We start from the raw sequence: 16,792 nt of genomic DNA, 5'->3' as shown, positions 1-16,792 counted from the left end.
CCCATTATCAGTTTACACCTACGAGAGATCGTTTTTTGAACACATATTAAAACCATTAACAAAAGCATTTCAATAAATCATCATTTTATATACATCGTTACACTGTAATTGCTAACTATAAAAATGAATTTTGTTATCCAGGTATAAAAACAGCAACATCAATGTGTTAATGGTGGTTTTTATTGATTTCAATCAGCATTCGCTGTTGATTTATTCGGCATATTTTTTCTTTAATTTTTAGGAATTTTTTATTATTTACTTTGGGGCCTGGAGACAGGAAAAATTATGCTGACATTCATTGAACTCCTTATTGGAGTTGTGGTTATTGTGGGTGTAGCTCGCTACATCATTAAAGGGTATTCCGCCACCGGAGTATTATTCGTTGGCGGTTTGTTATTACTGATCATCAGTGCCATCATGGGGCACAAAGTTCTCCCTGCCAGCCAGGAATCAACGGGCTACAGCGCCACAGACATCGTTGAATACGTTAAAATATTACTGATGAGCCGCGGCGGCGACCTCGGCATGATGATCATGATGCTATGTGGCTTTGCCGCTTACATGACCCATATCGGCGCGAACGATATGGTTGTCAAGCTGGCGTCAAAACCGCTGCAATACATCAATTCCCCTTATTTGCTGATGATTGCCGCTTATTTTGTCGCCTGTCTGATGTCACTGGCAGTCTCTTCTGCAACCGGCCTGGGTGTTTTACTGATGGCAACCCTGTTCCCGGTAATGGTAAACGTTGGTATCAGCCGTGGTGCCGCTGCTGCTATCTGCGCTTCACCGGCGGCGATTATTCTTGCACCGACATCAGGTGACGTAGTACTGGCGGCACAGGCTTCCGAAATGTCGCTGATTGACTTCGCCTTCAAAACGACACTGCCTATCTCGATTGCCGCGATTATCGGCATGGCGATTGCCCACTTTTTCTGGCAGCGTTATCTGGATAAAAAAGAGCACATCTCTCACGAAATGTTAGATGTCAGCGAAATCACCACCACTGCTCCGGCGTTTTACGCCATTCTGCCGTTCACACCAATTATTGGCGTGCTCATCTTTGACGGCAAATGGGGCCCGCAATTGCACATCATCACTATTCTGGTGATCTGTATGCTGATTGCCTCCATTCTGGAGTTTATTCGTAGCTTTAATACGCAAAAAGTCTTTTCCGGCCTTGAAGTGGCTTATCGCGGCATGGCCGATGCCTTCGCTAACGTAGTTATGCTGCTGGTTGCCGCTGGGGTATTCGCTCAGGGGCTTAGCACCATCGGCTTTATTCAAAGTCTGATTTCTATCGCCACCTCGTTTGGTTCGGCGAGTATCATCCTGATGCTGGTATTGGTGATCCTGACAATGCTGGCGGCGGTCACGACCGGTTCAGGCAATGCGCCGTTTTATGCGTTTGTTGAGATGATCCCGAAACTGGCGCACTCTTCCGGCATTAACCCGGCGTATTTAACTATCCCAATGTTGCAAGCGTCCAACCTGGGCCGTACCCTTTCTCCCGTTTCTGGCGTGGTCGTTGCGGTTGCCGGGATGGCGAAAATCTCGCCATTTGAAGTCGTTAAACGCACCTCTGTACCGGTGCTTGTCGGACTGGTGATTGTTATCGTTGCGACTGAGTTAATGGTGCCAGGAACAGCCGCCGCAGTTACTGGCAAATAAACACTAATGCCGGAGGCGTACTTCCTCCGGCAATGTTCACGTCACCCATTGTGGTAAATGCGCTGTGGTCTACCGACTTTGCCGTGAACAATCTCGGCGATAATCAGATGGCGACTGGCGCAATATTCGAGATACCGTCTGGCGGTGGTGCGACTGATGGTTAATGCCTGCGCCACCGTTTCCGCAGTATGTTGTACATCAGGTTCCTTGAACAGTTTTCTCACGGCGTTTAGCGTCAACGCATCAATGCCGGTCGGCAGATCGTCCTTCGGCTCACCGCGAGCATAAGCATTGAACATTTCATCAATTTGCTTCTGGCTGGCGCTATCAATACTTTCCAGCATGTGCTTACGCTGGCGATAACGGGTTAATGTCTGCCCCAGTCGCTCATAAGCGATTGGCTTGATCAGATAATCAAACACACCGCAGCGTACGGCTTCAGACACCGTTTCCATATCACTGGCCGCGGTGGTAAAAACAACATCGCCCGGATAATGTGTCTGCACTAATTCGTGCAGCAAATTAATGCCTCTACCGTCAGGAAGATAGTTATCCAGCAAGATAAGCCCCGGCTTAAAACGCTCGATCATCATGCGGGCCTGCGCCAGGTTCCCCGCCAACAATATCTGGCTAAAGCCGGGAATGTGACGAATATATTCCGCATGCATCTCTGCCAGCGGCGTTTCGTCCTCAACGATCAATAGGGTTAATGGAGCTGTCATTAGATTTCACTTTCGGAATATAGATTGAAAATAAGGTACCGCAGGGAGCATTCTCTTCGAGTGTGATAACACCACCGCAGCGCGCTACATAGCTGGCAATCAGATACAACCCGATGCCATGTTCACCAGGTTCATCAGCTCGCGTACTGACACCCTGCTCAAATATTTTGTCGCGTAATGCTTCTGGAACACCGCAGCCCTGATCGGCGACTTCAATCACTACATCATCGCCTTCATCGCTCAGGTATAATTCGACAACCTTATTCCCTTCATCGTTACGCAAACTGGCTTCAAAAGCGTTGTCGAGTAAGTTGCCCACAATCGCCGCAAACTCGGTACTATCCAGTCCTTGCGGTAGTTGTGAAAGCTGGCTGCCGGGAACAATCGTCATTTTTAGCCCCAGTTCACGGGCGCGCTGCACTTTACCAAAAAGCAACCCCGCCACCTGGCGATCGGCGAATGCTTCACGCAGGCTATCAATGAGCTGCTGCTGCGCCTGCGATTCTCCCTGTACCATCGCCAGTACGCGATCATACTCTTTCATTTGCAACAGACCATTGAGCGTCGACATCCAATTGAGATGTTCATGACGTAATGTACGCAGGCTTTCGACATATTGTTTAATTTGCGTCAATTGCGCATTGAGAGTGGAAATTTCGTCTTTACTGCGAAAACTAATAATTGCGCCGAGTAAATCATCACCAGAACGAATAGCTTCCCGGTTAGCAATAACGCTCAGACCATTAAAATTCGCCACGACATCCTGGCGCCTTTCATCAATCTGCTCAGTAAAGAAATCGGCAGGCTTGACCACCGCAGAGATTGGTCTGCCCAGCCATTGCCGCCCAGGGGAGCTTAGCCCTAACATCTTTCTTGCATTGCGGTTAATAGCAGTAATATGCCCTTGTGGATCCACCGCAATCAGCCCTTCATAAACCGAACTAAACAGCGCCTCCTGCTGGCGAACTACGCGCGCGATTTGCTTCGGTTCCATTCCCATCATCTGGCGGCGGATATGCGCGGCTAAAAACCAGGACAACAGCATCAAAATGCCTAATAGCAGGACAAACACGCCAGCCATCGGTAATAAAAATTCTGCCCGCCAGCTATCAATCTTACTCACAAGATAACCGACAGATACCACACCGATAACTTTGCCATCATCATCAAAGATCGGCGTTTTAGCGCGCATTGCCATACCTATAGACCCTTTGCCGGTGATGAAATAGCTCTCTCCTTTCTCCAGCGCTCCGGGTTTGGTGAACTGCATCGGATAACCAATTTTCTCGGGATTAGGGTGATAGAGGCGGATCGAGTCACGATCACCAATCACCACATAGTCAAAGTCAGTATCTTTCTGCAATTTGTTGGCGATCGTTGCTAACCGTTTGCGGTCACGCGTTTTCACTGCAGTGATGATGCTGTCACTAGAGGCAATAATTTTTGCCTGATTCATGGCCATATCACGAACATGAAGCGTTAAATAATCCTCAAAGCTGGCAGTAAAATATTGTGCCAGCGCAGCGATAACAAATATCGAGAACACCAAAATCAACAAAAAGATACGCAACGGAAAGGCCAGCCGTTGGAAAAAAGCAAATTGTTTATTCTCATTAAACTGCAACATTGTTTTCCTTGTGGGCTACCCCGAACCGCTTTGACGTATGTAATTAAAATGTTGAGTCGGAACCCATAAACATTAAATATGATCGTGGCAAATTTCATTCATTAAATCAATTAAATCAATTAAACCTACGGGTCATTTCGCAATTACATTAATTAAAAAACTTAAAACCATTAAATAAATAAAAAACCACTAACTCTATGTGAAATAAATCAAAATTTCACGGTGCAATACTCCTTAGGATGTATGGAAAAAGGAGAAACAGAAATATCTCGCTTGCAATCCGTTCTCCTGACTGAAAATAAAAAGTTATCAACTTGCAACATTGCGCAACATTCGTCGCAATTTGATAACAACAGATACCTCCAGGAAACTATTTATTATGTTCGGCAATGATACTTTTTCCCACGTAAAACGTTCAGAAAATAAAAGAATGGCGGAAATCACGCAATTTCTACATGAAAATGATTTGAGCGTTGACACCACCGTCGAAGTATTTATTACCGTAACTCGTAATGAAAAGCCCATCGCTTGTGGAGGAATTGCCGGGAATATTATTAAGTGCGTTGCTATCAGTAAATCAGTTCGCGGAGAAGGACTGGCACTGAAATTAGCCACTGAACTGATAAATCTCGCCTATGAACGACACTGTACGCATCTGTTTATTTATACCAAAACTGAATACGAGGCGCTGTTCCACCAGTGCGGTTTCTCCACGCTGACCCGCGTTCCTGGAGTGATGGTGTTAATGGAAAACAGCGCCACGCGTCTGAAACGCTACGCCGAATCACTGAAAAAGTTTCGTCATGAAGGGAGCAAAATCGGCTGCATCGTGATGAATGCCAATCCCTTTACCAATGGCCATCGTTATCTGATTCAGCAAGCGGCGGCGCAATGCGACTGGCTGCATCTGTTTTTAGTCAAAGAAGATTCTTCACGTTTCCCCTATGAAGATCGGTTGAATCTGGTAGTAAAAGGCACCGCCGATATTCCGCGTCTAACCGTGCATCGCGGTTCCGAGTACATCATCTCCCGCGCCACGTTCCCCTGCTACTTCATTAAAGAGCAGAGCGTTATTAACCACTGTTATACCGAAATTGATCTGAAGATTTTCCGTCAGTACCTCGCCCCCGCACTGGGCGTAACTCACCGTTTTGTCGGTACTGAACCCTTTTGTCGCGTTACCGCCCAGTACAACCAGGATATGCGCTACTGGCTGGAAACACCGACTATTCCCGCACCGCCCATCGAACTGGTTGAAATTGAGCGGCTGCGTTACCAGGAGTTACCGATATCCGCTTCCAGGGTACGTCAATTGCTGGTGAAAAACGATCTCACGGCTATCGCGCCGCTGGTCCCGGAAGCCACGCTGCACTACCTGCAGAATCTGCTTGAGCACTCCCGCCAGGACGCGGCAGTTCGTCAAAAGACCCCCGCATAAGAAACAGGTGAAAAATGAAAATAAAGCAGCCCGCCGTCGCAGGCACCCTTGAGTCTGGGGATGTGATGATACGCATCGCCCCACTCGATACGCAGGATATCGATCTGCAAATCAACAGCAGCGTTGAGAAACAGTTTGGCGATGCAATTCGCACCACCATTCTTGACGTTCTCGCCCGCTATAACGTGCGTGGCGTACAGCTAAATGTCGATGACAAAGGCGCACTGGACTGCATTTTACGTGCACGACTGGAAGCCCTGCTGGCGCGCGCCAGCGGTATCCCGGCTCTGCCATGGGAGGATTGCCAATGATTTCCGCTTCGCTGCAACAACGTAAAACTCGCACCCGCCGCAGCATGTTGTTCGTACCTGGCGCCAATGCCGCGATGGTCAGCAACTCCTTCATTTACCCGGCAGATGCCCTGATGTTCGACCTCGAAGACTCCGTGGCACTACGTGAAAAAGACACCGCCCGCCGCATGGTTTACCACGCGCTGCAACACCCGCTGTATCGCGATATTGAAACTATCGTGCGTGTTAACGCGCTGGATTCTGAATGGGGCGTTAACGACCTGGAAGCCGTCGTTCGCGGCGGCGCGGACATTGTGCGTCTGCCGAAAACCGACACAGCTCAGGACGTTCTGGATATCGAAAAAGAGATCCTGCGTATTGAAAAAGCCTGCGGTCGTGAAGCAGGCAGCACGGGGCTACTGGCGGCGATCGAATCTCCGCTGGGCATTACTCGCGCGGTAGAAATCGCTCACGCTTCCGAGCGTTTGATCGGTATTGCCCTCGGTGCAGAAGACTATGTGCGCAACCTGCGCACTGAGCGTTCCCCGGAAGGGACCGAACTGCTGTTCGCTCGTTGTTCCATTTTGCAGGCCGCGCGCTCTGCCGGTATTCAGGCATTCGATACAGTCTATTCCGATGCCAACAACGAAGCGGGATTCCTGCAAGAAGCGGCACATATCAAACAACTGGGCTTTGATGGCAAATCGCTCATCAACCCGCGTCAGATTGATCTGCTACACAACCTCTACGCGCCAACTCAGAAAGAAGTGGATCACGCACGCCGCGTCGTAGACGCCGCTGAAGCCGCCGCTCGCGAAGGTCTCGGCGTCGTTTCTCTGAACGGCAAGATGGTTGACGGTCCGGTTATCGATCGCGCCCGTCTGGTGCTCTCCCGTGCAGAACTTTCCGGCATCCGCGAAGAATAAGGCAATCCAAATGACGCAGAAAATTGAACAATCTCAACGACAAGAACGGGTAGCAGCCTGGAATCGTCACGCTGAATGCAATCTTGCCGCTTTCCAGAATTCGCCAAAGAAAACTTATCAGGCAGAAAGAACGCGTGATCGCAAACTATGCGCCAACCTGGAAGAGGCGATTCGTCGCTCTGGTTTACAGGACGGTATGACCGTCTCTTTCCACCACGCTTTCCGCGGCGGCGACCTGACCGTCAATATGGTGATGGACGTCATCGCGAAGATGGGCTTTAAAAATCTGACCCTGGCATCCAGTTCCCTGAGCGATTGCCATGCGCCGCTGGTAGAGCATATTCGTCAGGGCGTGATCACCCGCATTTATACCTCCGGTCTGCGCGGCCCGCTGGCGGAAGAAATCTCCCGGGGCCTGCTGGCTGAACCGGTACAAATCCACTCCCACGGCGGTCGCGTGCATCTGGTACAGAGCGGCGAACTGAACATCGACGTGGCATTCCTCGGCGTCCCATCCTGTGATGAATTCGGTAATGCCAACGGTTATACCGGCAAAGCCTGCTGCGGCTCTCTCGGCTATGCAATGGTTGATGCCGATAATGCAAAACAGGTGGTAATGCTCACCGAAGAGCTGCTGCCTTACCCGCACAATCCTGCCAGCATCAAACAGGATCAGGTTGATCTGATCGTCAAAGTTGATCGCGTGGGCGATGCAGCAAAAATCGGTGCGGGCGCAACCCGTATGACCACTAACCCGCGCGAACTGCTGATTGCCCGCAGCGCCGCGGATGTGATTGTCAACTCGGGCTACTTCAAAGAAGGTTTCTCCATGCAAACCGGGACTGGCGGCGCATCGCTGGCGGTAACCCGTTTCCTGGAAGACAAAATGCGTAGCCGCGACATTCACGCCGACTTCGCCCTCGGCGGTATCACCGCCACCATGGTTGATCTGCATGAAAAAGGGCTAATCCGTAAGCTGCTGGACGTACAGAGTTTTGACGGTCAGGCCGCGCAGTCGCTGGCACGTAACCCGAATCATATCGAAATCAGCGCTAACCAGTACGCCAACTGGGGTTCTAAAGGCGCATCAGTTGATCGTCTCGATGTAGTGGTGTTGAGCGCACTGGAAATTGACACCCAGTTCAACGTCAACGTGCTGACCGGCTCTGATGGCGTACTGCGTGGCGCTTCCGGCGGTCACTGTGATACGGCAATCGCCTCTGCCCTTTCCATCATCGTCGCGCCGCTGGTACGTGGCCGTATCCCGACACTGGTGGATAACGTGCTGACCTGCATCACCCCGGGCTCCAGCGTCGATATTCTGGTCACTGACCACGGTATCGCTGTAAACCCGGCTCGCCCGGAGCTGGCAGAACGTCTACAAGAAGCAGGCATTAAAGTGGTTTCCATTGAATGGCTGCGTGAACGTGCGCGTCTGCTGACCGGCGAACCACAGCCGATTGAATTCACCGACCGCGTTGTTGCCGTCGTGCGTTACCGCGATGGTTCGGTGATTGATGTTGTGCATCAGGTGAAGGAATAAACCATGCACCTGCTCCCTGAACTCGCCAGCCATCATGCGGTTTCTATTCCCGAGCTGCTCGTCAGCCGGGATGAAAGGCAAACACGGCAACACGCCTGGCTCAAACGCAATCCTGTTCCACTGGTCTCCTTTACCGTGGTTGCGCCTGGGCCGATTAAAGACAGCGAGATAACACGCCGAATTTTTAATCATGGCGTAACTGCCCTGTGTGCTTTAGCCGCAAAACAGGGTTGGCAAATTCAGGAGCAGGCTGCACGGGTTTCCGCTAGCGGACCGGAGGGCTTATTAAGCGTTGCCGCTCCGGCCCGTGAACTCAAGCTCGCGACTATTGAACTTGAGCATAGCCATCCTCTCGGGCGTTTGTGGGATATCGATGTCCTGACGCCCGAAGGCGAAATTCTCTCCCGTCGCGATTATTCACTGCCCGCTCGCCGTTGTCTGTTATGCGAGCAAAGCGCGGCTGTTTGCGCGCGCGGGAAAACCCATCAACTGACCGATTTACTCAACCGTATGGAGGCGCTGCTGAACGATGTCGATGCCTGCAACGTCAACTAAAACCACAAAGCTTGCTGCGTCATTAATCGATGATTACGCCCTGCTCGGCTGGCGCGCCATGCTGACTGAAGTCAATCTGTCACCAAAACCTGGCCTGGTGGATCGTATTAACTGCGGCGCGCACAAAGATATGGCGCTGGAAGATTTTCATCGTAGCGCGCTGGCGATTCAGAGCTGGTTACCGCGTTTTATTGAATTTGGCGCCTGTAGCGCAGAGATGGCGCCAGAAGCAGTACTCAGCGGATTACGCCCAATTGGTATGGCCTGTGAAGGCGATATGTTCCGTGCTACTGCGGGTGTGAACACCCATAAAGGCAGCATTTTTTCTTTAGGGCTGATATGCGCGGCGATTGGCCGTTTACTTCAACTCAACCAGCCGGTAACACCCAAAACCGTTTGTTCGACAGCGGCAAGTTTCTGCCGCGGTCTGACCGAGCGCGAACTGCGTACCAACAATCAACAGTTGACGGCAGGCCAACGTTTATACCAGCAGCTTGGTCTTACCGGCGCACGCGGTGAAGCCGAAGCGGGTTACCCGCTGGTGATCAACCACGCCCTACCGCACTACCTCACTCTGCTGGATCAGGGGATAGATCCTGAACTGGCATTGCTCGATACCTTACTGCTGCTGATGGCGATGAACGGCGATACCAACGTTGCATCGCGCGGCGGCGAGAGTGGCCTGCGCTGGCTCCAGCGCCGGGCACAAACACTATTAAACAATGGAGGCATCCGAACCTCCGCCGATCTCGATTATCTCCGCCAGTTCGACAGGGAGTGTATCGAACGAAATCTCAGTCCCGGCGGTAGCGCCGACCTACTGATTCTTACCTGGTTTTTAGCGCAGATTTAAAAATTAAGCACTTGATAAATTTGGAAATATAAATTGTCGGAGAACCCGTATGTCTTTAGCAAAAGATAATATATGGAAATTATTGGCGCCCCTGGTGGTGATGGGCGTCATGTTTCTTATCCCTGTACCTGACGGCATGCCGCCGCAGGCGTGGCATTACTTCGCTGTGTTTGTGGCAATGATTGTCGGAATGATCCTCGAACCAATCCCGGCAACGGCGATCAGTTTTATTGCAGTCACTATTTGCGTTATTGGCAGTAATTACCTGCTATTTGATGCCAAAGAATTAGCTGACCCCGCTTTTAATGCGCAAAAACAAGCGCTGAAATGGGGACTGGCAGGTTTTTCCAGTACCACCGTCTGGCTGGTATTTGGCGCATTTATCTTTGCACTAGGGTATGAAGTTTCTGGATTAGGGCGTCGTATCGCCCTGTTTCTGGTGAAATTCATGGGGAAACGCACGCTGACATTGGGTTATGCGATTGTCATTATCGACATTCTGCTGGCGCCGTTTACACCGTCAAACACTGCACGTACTGGTGGGACCGTTTTCCCGGTCATAAAAAACCTGCCACCGCTGTTTAAATCATTCCCGAACGATCCTTCCGCGCGTCGTATTGGCGGCTATTTAATGTGGATGATGGTCATCAGTACCAGTCTGAGTTCCTCCATGTTTGTTACCGGCGCGGCACCGAACGTGCTGGGTCTGGAGTTCGTCAGCAAAATAGCCGGCATCCAGATTAGCTGGTTACAGTGGTTCCTCTGCTTTCTACCGGTTGGCGTTATCTTACTCATCATTGCGCCGTGGCTTTCCTACGTACTGTACAAACCAGAAATCACGCACAGTGAAGAAGTGGCAACCTGGGCAGGTGACGAGCTGAAAACGATGGGTCGCCTGACTCGCAGAGAGTGGACGCTGATTGGCCTTGTCATTCTCAGCTTAGGTTTGTGGGTGTTTGGCAGTGAAGTGATTAACGCCACTGCGGTTGGCCTGTTGGCAGTTTCACTGATGTTGGCGCTACATGTTGTGCCGTGGAAAGACATTACTCGCTATAACAGCGCATGGAACACGCTGGTCAATCTGGCAACGCTGGTCGTTATGGCTAACGGTTTAACTCGTTCTGGCTTTATCGACTGGTTCGCCAGCACCATGAGTACGCACCTGGAAGGCTTCTCACCGAATGCTACAGTAATCGTCCTCGTACTGGTGTTCTACTTCGCGCACTATCTGTTTGCCAGCCTGTCTGCACATACCGCTACCATGCTGCCGGTAATTCTGGCAGTAGGTAAAGGTATTCCGGGCGTACCAATGGAACAACTGTGTATCCTGCTGGTGCTGTCTATCGGTATCATGGGCTGCCTGACACCGTACGCGACAGGTCCTGGCGTCATTATTTACGGCTGCGGCTATGTGAAGTCGAAAGATTACTGGCGTCTTGGCGCTATCTTCGGGGTGATCTACATCTCAATGCTGTTGCTGGTTGGCTGGCCGATTCTGGCTATGTGGAACTAATACGTTCGTCAATCGCTGAATAAATCAACAGGTCCGCCAGGTAAACCCACCTGGCGGGCTTTTTTATGATTTAATAGATAGTATTCAGTGTATGTATGAGTTTCACCTCCATTATGAAAACATTCTGCCGTAACACCGCTTTACTGGCGGCTTCTCTGCTCCCCTTCTCTTCAGGCAATGCCGCAGACTTACAGGCCAAACAGTATGGCGATTTTGATCGCTATGTACTGGCGCTCTCATGGCAAACCGGATTTTGCCAAAGCCAGCACGATCGAAATCGTAACGAACGAGATGAATGTCGCCTGCAAACCGAAACGGCCAACAAAGCCGATTTCCTGACCGTACACGGCCTGTGGCCTGGATTGCCTAAGTCTGTCGCAGCGCGCGGCGTTGATGAACGTCGCTGGATGCGCTTTGGCTGCGCCACCCGTCCAATCCCCAACTTGCCAGAAGCGCGCTCCAGTCGGATGTGTTCTTCACCAGAAACAGGGATATCACAGGAAACTGCGGCTGAGCTGAGTAAAGTTATGCCTGGCGCTGGCGGGCGTTCTTGTCTGGAACGTTATGAATACGCTAAACATGGCGCCTGTTTTGGTTTTGACCCGGACACTTACTTCGGTACGATGGTGCGTCTGAATAAAGAGATCAAAGAGAGCGATGCCGGACAATTTCTTGCCGATAACTACGGTAAAACGGTGAACCGCAGCGCTTTTGAAGCTGCCATCGCCAAAAGCTGGGGTAAAGAGAACGTTAAAGCGTTCAAGCTAACTTGCCAGGGCAACCCGGCATATCTGACTGAAATCCAGATTTCACTAAAAGCTGACGCCATCAACGCGCCACTTTCTGCAAGTTCATTCTTGCCACAACCCCACCCGGGCAACTGCGGTCAAACATTTGTGCTCGATAAAGTCGGCTATTAAGGGCAAGCCCACGGAGAATTAATTCATCACGAGGATTTATCCCTCAGGTAAAGACTTGATTAAGATTCATACAACAGGCTGACAATGAGGAATTCCCTGAATGTGACGTAAATCACTTCAAAGTGTGGGCAACAGTCAGTATCATCATGTGAGTTAAACCCTCGCCGCCTGACGGTGAGGGTTTTCTTTTGGGTATGTTTATCTGCGACACTCGCAGTACCGACGACATGGAGTAAAAATGTCCAGACCAACGATCATCATTAACGACCTGGATGCCGAACGCATCGATATTCTGCTGGAACAACCTGCTTATGCGGGTTTGCCAATCGCCGACGCGTTAAACGCAGAGTTGGATCGCGCCCAAATGTGTTCGCCAGAAGAGATGCCACACAACGTGGTAACGATGAACAGCCGGGTGAAATTCCGCAATCTTAGCGATGGCGAAGTCCGTGTGCGCACGCTGGTGTATCCGGCAAAAATGACCGACAGCAATACTCAGCTTTCCGTTATGGATCCGGTTGGCGCCGCACTGCTGGGATTACGCGTTGGCGACACCATTCACTGGGAACTTCCGGGCGGTACCGCAACCCACCTTGAAGTACTGGAACTCGAATATCAGCCAGAAGCCGCTGGCGACTACCTGCTTTAATCCCATCTGCACAAGCGTTACTCGCTTTGCTCAGAGGATGCACCTGCATCCTCTTTCCGCTCAAATATCAACCAGATTTATCATTTTGCTCTTTATTGCGAAGTTCTAATCTGAACAGGTTATCACCTGTGGAAGCCATTATGAGCGAAGCTCTCGGTATTACAGCATTTTATATATTCATAGCAGCGATTATTGTCGCCGCAGTGCTGTACCTTGAACAACGCTGGTAGCACCTGACTTTATTCATTTCCAGAATCGATATTTAATTAAAATCAAATCAACTCCGCAAATGATAGATTCATAATCAATAATGTGCTGTTATGTATTCATGCAAAAACAAGGAGAGAATGCTTATGTACAAAACAATCATTATGCCAGTGGATGTATTTGAAATGGAATTAAGTGACAAAGCCGTTCGTCACGCTGAATTCCTCGCCCAAAAAGATGGGGTTATCCATCTACTTCACGTATTACCAGGCTCCGCCAGCCTGAGTTTGCACCGTTTTGCCGCTGATGTTCGTCGTTTTGAAGAGCATCTGCAACATGAAGCAGAAGAGCGTCTGCAAACGATGGCCAGCCACTTCAGCATCGATCCTTCCCGTATTAAACAACATGTTCGTTTTGGTAGTGTTCGGGACGAAGTGAACGAGTTAGCGAAAGAACTCGACGCGGATGTCGTGGTTATCGGTTCACGCAACCCGTCTATTTCGACCCATCTGCTAGGATCTAACGCCTCCAGCGTAATCCGCCATGCGAATCTGCCGGTATTGGTCGTGCGCTAATTACGCAGAATCTGTATCGAGTCCTGCCCGGAGTCATCCCGGCGGGGCTTTTTTATGAGCAATAAAAAAGCCGCCCGGTTTGACCCTGGCGGCTAAACAATTGCAGGTGAATCTTACTTCTTTTTATGCTGTTTTAGTGCGAATCAGGTAATCAAAAGCACTCAGAGAGGCTTTAGCGCCTTCGCCAGTGGCGATGATGATCTGCTTGTACGGAACAGTTGTACAGTCACCAGCAGCGAATACGCCTTTGACGTTAGTTTCGCATTTCGCATCGATGATTATCTCACCCATGCGGTTACGTTCGACTGCGCCTTCCAGCCAGTTGGTGTTCGGCAGCAGACCAATCTGGACGAAAATACCGGCCAGTTCGATGTTGTGAATATCGCCGCTTACGCGATCACGGTATTCCAGACCAACGACCTTGCTACCGTCGCCTTTCACTTCGGTGGTTTGCGCATTCAGAATGATGTCGACGTTTTTCAGACTACGCAGTTTGTCCTGCAATACCTGGTCGGCTTTCATTTCTGGCGCAAACTCAAGCAGGGTTACGTGTTCAACAATACCAGCCAGGTCAATTGCCGCTTCCACGCCAGAGTTACCGCCACCAATCACCGCCACACGTTTACCTTTAAACAGCGGACCGTCACAGTGCGGGCAGTAAGTTACACCTTTAGTGCGATACTGTTCTTCACCCGGAACGTTCATGTTACGCCATTTCGCGCCGGTCGCCACGATAATGCTGCGAGCTTTCAGCACTGCGCCGGACGCAGTTTCAATCTGATGCAGACCGCCTTCAACAGCCGCCGGAATCAGCTTGCTGGCGCTCTGGCTGTCAATGACATCCACATCGTATTCATCAACGTGGACTTTCAGGGCGCCAGCCAGTTTCTGGCCTTCGGTCTTCGGCACAGAGATATAGTTTTCGATATCCACAGTATCGAGGATCTGACCGCCGAAACGTTCGCCCATCAGACCCGTGCGAATGCCTTTACGCGCGGAGTAAATCGCTGCTGCTGCGCCCGCCGGGCCGGAACCGACGATCAACACATCGTAAGCGTCGCGTTTGTTCAGCTCTTCTGCCGCACGTTTTTCTGCGCCAGTATCAATCTTCGCCACGATTTCAGTCAGCGTCATACGGCCCTGACCAAACTCTTTACCATTCACGAACACAGCCGGAACGCCCATCACGTTACGATCGGTGATTTCGTTCTGGAACGTACCACCATCAATCGCCGTGTGCTTAATGCGCGGATTCAATACGCTCATCAGGTTCAGCGCTTGTACTACGTCCGGGCAGTTGTGGCAGGAGAGCGAGTAATAAGTTTCGAATTCAAAATCACCATCAATATCGCGAATCTGCTCCAGCAGAGACTGCGCTTCTTTCGACGGATGACCACCGGTCCACAGCAGCGCCAGTACCAGCGAGGTGAACTCGTGACCCAGCGGGGAACCTGCAAAACGCGGCCCTTGGTTAGAACCTGGGTTAGTGATCAGGAAAGACGGCTTACGCACCGGCAAGCTGTTATCTTCTTTAAAGGTGACTTTGTCTGACAGTTCAGCGATTTCAGCCAACAGTTCCTTGATTTCTGCCGATTTTGCGCTGTCATCCAGCGTGGCAATCAACTCAACAGGCCTGGTCAATTTCTCAAGGTACGCCTTGAGTTGAGTTTTCATATTTGTGTCGAGCATGTTTATCTCCTGGGCTTTAAACATCATCATGCAAGCGGCCTCATTCGGCTACCTGGATGCAGCTTGCATCATGATGTAGAGAAGAAAATCGGGTGCCGCAGCACCCGTATTCTGGTGAATTTCCAGCTCTTTCGCGCCGGAGTTGGTGACGTGAAAGACGAAGGAAATTTAGATTTTACCAACCAGGTCCAGAGATGGAGCCAGAGTTGCTTCACCTTCTTTCCATTTAGCCGGGCAAACTTCACCTGGGTGAGAAGCAACATACTGAGCTGCTTTGATTTTGCGCAGCAGGTCAGACGCGTCACGACCAATGCCTTCAGCGGTAACTTCGATAGCCTGGATGATACCCTGCGGGTCAACAACGAAGGTTGCACGGTCAGCCAGACCTTCTTCTTCACGCATGTTGTCGAAGTTACGGGTCAGGGCGCCAGTCGGGTCGCCGATCATCGCATATTTGATTTTAGCGATGGTTTCAGAGCTGCTGTGCCATGCTTTGTGGGTGAAGTGAGTATCGGTAGATACTGCGTATACATCTACGCCCAGTTTCTGCAGTTCTTCGTAGTGGTCAGCAACGTCGCCCAGTTCGGTCGGGCATACGAAAGTAAAGTCAGCCGGGTAGAAGAAGAAGACGCTCCAGCGGCCTTCGGTGTCTTTCTCGGTGATTTCGATGAATTCGCCGTTTTTGAATGCCTGGTTTTTAAAAGGTTTAATTTTGGTGTTAATCAAGGACATCTATACTTCCTCCGTGTTTTCGATGGGATTAAGGTAACGCAATTCATTCGATTCAGCTAATGTGTTTCCATTATCAAATCGATAAGTTTTACCTTACAACCACCTCAAGACAACTTTGTGAACTTTGCACCGCCACAGGCGATAAAAGCAACCAGGGCCCCCTTTCCAGGTGACCGCGTAATCTGAGCTACCCTTTGGTATCTTCAGCGCCTGTTCAACAGGCTAAAGTGTTGCTCTGATAAATGCAGCAACGGCAAGGATTACAACACCCTCATACACAAAGGGCAATCATCTGGACTAAGCTCTCGCCTATGACAGTGATAGGTTATGCCTTTTACGCCGTTTTTGCACTGACTGAAAAGGACAAATTAATGTTAAAAAAGATACTTTTACTGACCTTACTTCCCGGAGCCGCTTTCGCAGAGGAACTTCCCGCGCCTGTAAAATCAATTGAAAAACAAGGCATTACAATCATCAAATCATTTGACGCGCCAGGGGGGATGAAAGGTTATCTCGGAAAGTATCAGGACATGGGAGTTACTATCTATCTGACTCCCGACGGCAAGCATGCCATCTCCGGTTATATGTATGACGAAAAAGGCGAAAATCTGAGCAACACCCTTATCGAAAAAGAAATTTATGCGCCAGCCGGACGCGAAATGTGGCAGCGAATGGAACAATCCCACTGGCTCCTCGACGGTAAAAAGGACGCTCCCGTTGTAGTCTACGTCTTCGCCGATCCGTTCTGCCCGTATTGCAAACAGTTCTGGCAGCAAACGCGCCCGTGGGTAGAATCAGGTAAAGTTCAGCTTCGAACTCTGCTGGTCGGCGTGATAAAACCAGAAAGCCCGGCCACTGCCGCGGCAATCCTCGCAGCAAAAG

At 50.4% G+C, this 16,792-nt stretch carries 17 protein-coding genes; 13 read left to right on the top strand and 4 right to left on the bottom strand.

The genetic code is table 11. The features are described from left to right. Positions 1 to 285 precede the first annotated feature (285 nt). Positions 286 to 1,671, top strand: a complete 1,386-nt coding sequence (gene dcuC / locus EA14781_RS17750; protein WP_000955048.1) for an anaerobic C4-dicarboxylate transporter DcuC — start codon at positions 286 to 288, stop codon at positions 1,669 to 1,671. A gap of 41 nt (positions 1,672 to 1,712) precedes the next feature. Here the strand turns inward: dcuC and dpiA are convergent, their stop codons facing one another. Both dpiA and dpiB read right to left on the bottom strand, forming a co-directional pair. After that, positions 1,713 to 2,393, bottom strand: a complete 681-nt coding sequence (gene dpiA / locus EA14781_RS17745) for a two-component response regulator DpiA (protein ID WP_000126508.1) — start codon at positions 2,391 to 2,393, stop codon at positions 1,713 to 1,715. Beyond that, positions 2,362 to 4,020, bottom strand: a complete 1,659-nt coding sequence (dpiB, locus tag EA14781_RS17740; protein WP_000938915.1) for a sensor histidine kinase DpiB — start codon at positions 4,018 to 4,020, stop codon at positions 2,362 to 2,364. Before dpiB ends, dpiA begins: the two co-directional genes overlap by 32 nt. A 379-nt stretch (positions 4,021 to 4,399) precedes the next feature. On the opposite strand from dpiB, the gene citC reads away from it, so the two are divergent. From citC to uspG, 11 genes are all read left to right on the top strand, one after another. Next, a complete protein-coding gene (citC, locus tag EA14781_RS17735; RefSeq protein WP_000467727.1) occupies positions 4,400 to 5,458 on the top strand; it encodes a [citrate (pro-3S)-lyase] ligase in 1,059 nt (352 codons plus the stop codon). Between the two features lie 14 nt (positions 5,459 to 5,472). After that, positions 5,473 to 5,769, top strand: a complete 297-nt coding sequence (citD, locus tag EA14781_RS17730) for a citrate lyase acyl carrier protein (RefSeq protein ID WP_000695077.1) — start codon at positions 5,473 to 5,475, stop codon at positions 5,767 to 5,769. Then, positions 5,766 to 6,674 (top strand): citrate (pro-3S)-lyase subunit beta, encoded by a 909-nt coding sequence (gene citE / locus EA14781_RS17725; protein ID WP_002430219.1) that lies wholly within the window; start codon positions 5,766 to 5,768, stop codon positions 6,672 to 6,674. The genes citD and citE overlap by 4 nt, the downstream gene beginning before the upstream one ends. A gap of 10 nt (positions 6,675 to 6,684) precedes the next feature. After that, positions 6,685 to 8,217, top strand: a complete 1,533-nt coding sequence (gene citF, locus EA14781_RS17720) for a citrate lyase subunit alpha (protein WP_002430220.1) — start codon at positions 6,685 to 6,687, stop codon at positions 8,215 to 8,217. Between the two features lie 3 nt (positions 8,218 to 8,220). After that, on the top strand, positions 8,221 to 8,772 hold the full coding sequence (citX, locus tag EA14781_RS17715) for a citrate lyase holo-[acyl-carrier protein] synthase (RefSeq protein ID WP_000550430.1): 552 nt from the start codon (positions 8,221 to 8,223) through the stop codon (positions 8,770 to 8,772). Beyond that, the gene (gene citG, locus EA14781_RS17710) at positions 8,747 to 9,625 is read left to right on the top strand and encodes a triphosphoribosyl-dephospho-CoA synthase CitG (protein ID WP_000062440.1); all 879 of its coding nucleotides are present in this window, start codon (positions 8,747 to 8,749) and stop codon (positions 9,623 to 9,625) included. Before citX ends, citG begins: the two co-directional genes overlap by 26 nt. Before the next feature lie 49 nt (positions 9,626 to 9,674). Further along, positions 9,675 to 11,138 (top strand): citrate/succinate antiporter CitT, encoded by a 1,464-nt coding sequence (citT, locus tag EA14781_RS17705; protein WP_000050330.1) that lies wholly within the window; start codon positions 9,675 to 9,677, stop codon positions 11,136 to 11,138. Between the two features lie 113 nt (positions 11,139 to 11,251). Next, complete coding sequence (gene rna / locus EA14781_RS17700) at positions 11,252 to 12,058, top strand: ribonuclease I (protein ID WP_002430223.1); 807 nt, start codon at positions 11,252 to 11,254, stop codon at positions 12,056 to 12,058. Positions 12,059 to 12,296: 238 nt separating this feature from the next. Then, positions 12,297 to 12,707 (top strand): nucleoside diphosphate kinase regulator, encoded by a 411-nt coding sequence (gene rnk / locus EA14781_RS17695; RefSeq protein WP_000089736.1) that lies wholly within the window; start codon positions 12,297 to 12,299, stop codon positions 12,705 to 12,707. Positions 12,708 to 12,847: 140 nt separating this feature from the next. Then, positions 12,848 to 12,937: a small membrane protein YldA gene (gene yldA, locus EA14781_RS26010; protein ID WP_001287361.1), complete on the top strand. Its 90-nt coding sequence runs from the start codon at positions 12,848 to 12,850 to the stop codon at positions 12,935 to 12,937. Positions 12,938 to 13,060: 123 nt separating this feature from the next. Further along, complete coding sequence (gene uspG / locus EA14781_RS17690) at positions 13,061 to 13,489, top strand: universal stress protein UspG (RefSeq protein WP_002430225.1); 429 nt, start codon at positions 13,061 to 13,063, stop codon at positions 13,487 to 13,489. 123 nt (positions 13,490 to 13,612) lie between these two features. Here the strand turns inward: uspG and ahpF are convergent, their stop codons facing one another. Both ahpF and ahpC read right to left on the bottom strand, forming a co-directional pair. Beyond that, a complete protein-coding gene (ahpF, locus tag EA14781_RS17685) occupies positions 13,613 to 15,178 on the bottom strand; it encodes an alkyl hydroperoxide reductase subunit F (protein ID WP_010342352.1) in 1,566 nt (521 codons plus the stop codon). 168 nt (positions 15,179 to 15,346) lie between these two features. Beyond that, on the bottom strand, positions 15,347 to 15,910 hold the full coding sequence (gene ahpC / locus EA14781_RS17680; protein WP_000052798.1) for an alkyl hydroperoxide reductase subunit C: 564 nt from the start codon (positions 15,908 to 15,910) through the stop codon (positions 15,347 to 15,349). A 371-nt stretch (positions 15,911 to 16,281) separates the two neighbouring features. On the opposite strand from ahpC, the gene dsbG reads away from it, so the two are divergent. Then, the coding region (gene dsbG / locus EA14781_RS17675; RefSeq protein ID WP_042335983.1) for a thiol:disulfide interchange protein DsbG at positions 16,282 to 16,792 on the top strand (511 nt) is incomplete at its 3' end.

The sequence above is a fragment of the Escherichia albertii NBRC 107761 = DSM 17582 genome, assembly GCF_000759775.1.
Classification (GTDB): Bacteria; Pseudomonadota; Gammaproteobacteria; order Enterobacterales; family Enterobacteriaceae; genus Escherichia; species Escherichia albertii.
The sequence above is the reverse complement of the archived record's forward strand: the minus strand, read 5'-3'. Positions and strand labels throughout refer to the sequence as shown.